Genomic DNA, 1,803 nt, shown 5'->3' with positions numbered 1-1,803 from the left:
TTTTCATCTCATAATAAGATATACCAAATCCTACATTCCAGTTATCAAGTATTTCTCCATTTAAGTCAAACTCTATACCTTCAGTTTTACTTCCTTTTTCTGCTGTATAGTATGAATCTCCTGTTATAGGATCTACTCCAGCTAAAGTAGGAACATTATCTTGTTGAACTCTAAATAAAGTTAATCCTGTATTTAGTTTTTTATTAAAATACTCTCCTTTTACTCCAACTTCATAGTTATTACCCTCTCTTGGATCTAACTTTTTACCACTTTTATCTTTATTATCTTGTGGTTGAAAAATATCTGTATAACTTGTATAAACACTATGATTTTCATCTATATTGTAAACCAATCCTGCATAAGGAATAAAAACTTCTTTATTTTTATAAGAGTATTTATTGAATTTATCATCTGATTCATAATTAGTCAATCTACCACCTGTTATAAGTGTTAAATCATCTAATAATGAGAATCTTCCTACAACATAAGCCGCTTTTTGTTCATTTGTCGTTTTACCACTTCTTGTTTCAGAATCATAAATAGGTTCAGTAATATTTGCATTCCATGAATATACACTGTTGTTACTGATATCTATATTTGTTAATCTATCATAAGAAAAATTATTTATCTCTCTTTTTTGATACATAATTCCAGTTATAATTTCATGATTTCTATTTCCAAGTTCAAATGGAATAGAAGCATATAAATCTAGTGTATTATCTACATCTTCACTTCTTGATTTCCATGAACTCATTGTTGCTCCTAAACCTGTAATTCTACTAAGATTTGTAGCATTTATATAATATGCTTGATTATTCTTTTCTGATGTATTATAGTAAGAATAATTTGCCTGAATTTTTATCTCATTTTCAAAATAGTGTTCCAAATTTAAAAAAGCACTTTTTTCTTCTTTATCTGCATAAGCCCATTTGGGAACAAAAGAGTCTTCAGGACTAAAATTTGTTAAAGTTCCATCACTAAAATAGGTAGGAACTCCTCCCCAAGTTGAACCTTTTGACTCTTGTTTTAAATAGCTAGCACCAATTGAAACTCTTGTATTATCACTTATATCAGCATCTACGACTCCATATAAAGTTTTACTATCTTTGCTATAAAAATCTTTATAAGAATCCTTTTCTCCATAACTTGTTACTAATCTAGCTCTTACACTTCCATCCTGATTTAAAGGAGTGTTAACATCAATATCTCCTCTGTAAGTATCCCAAGAACCACCTTGTAATGTTATATTTCCAGTAAATTCTTTACTATTTGCATGTTTTCTAACTAAATTTATTGAAGCTGCAGGATTTCCAGCTCCTGTCATAAGACCATTTGCACCTTTTACAATTTCTACTCTATCATAAATTGATAAATCTTCTAAAGTGAGAAATCTGCTTGTAGGTATTCCATCAAGTTGATAATAATTTATTTCAAAACCTCTTGCATTTATATATACTCTATCTGTATCAAATTTTGAGGCTCTTAAACCTGCTGTATTATTTCCAATATCTTCAAAAGAGTTATAATTAAAATCTTCCATTTGTTGTTTTGTTATTACAACAACAGATTGTGGAGTTTCACGAATAGATAAATCGAGTTTTGTAGCAGTATTCATACTTCCTGTTGTGTATGAGTTTGAATTCTCTGTTGTACTTCCTAGATAATTTCCACTATTTACAGATATTTCATCTAAAACAGTAGTATTACCAAAGTTTTGATATTTTGGTTTTTCTATTATGTAAATTATGCTATCTTCTTCGATAGCTTTGAGATTATGTTCTTCTAGTACGCTATTTAGATTAC

General features: G+C 28.8%; 1 protein-coding gene. It reads right to left on the bottom strand.

Annotated features, from left to right (window positions below; translation table 11 throughout):
• A partial coding sequence (locus CRU91_RS11985) for a TonB-dependent siderophore receptor (RefSeq protein ID WP_146951625.1) occupies positions 1–1,803 on the bottom strand: 1,803 nt, incomplete at both ends.

Origin of the sequence: Aliarcobacter vitoriensis (genome assembly GCF_003316695.1) — a bacterium.
In the GTDB taxonomy this organism is placed as follows: domain Bacteria; phylum Campylobacterota; class Campylobacteria; order Campylobacterales; family Arcobacteraceae; genus Aliarcobacter; species Aliarcobacter vitoriensis.
This window is presented reverse-complemented; position numbering and strand designations above follow the sequence as displayed.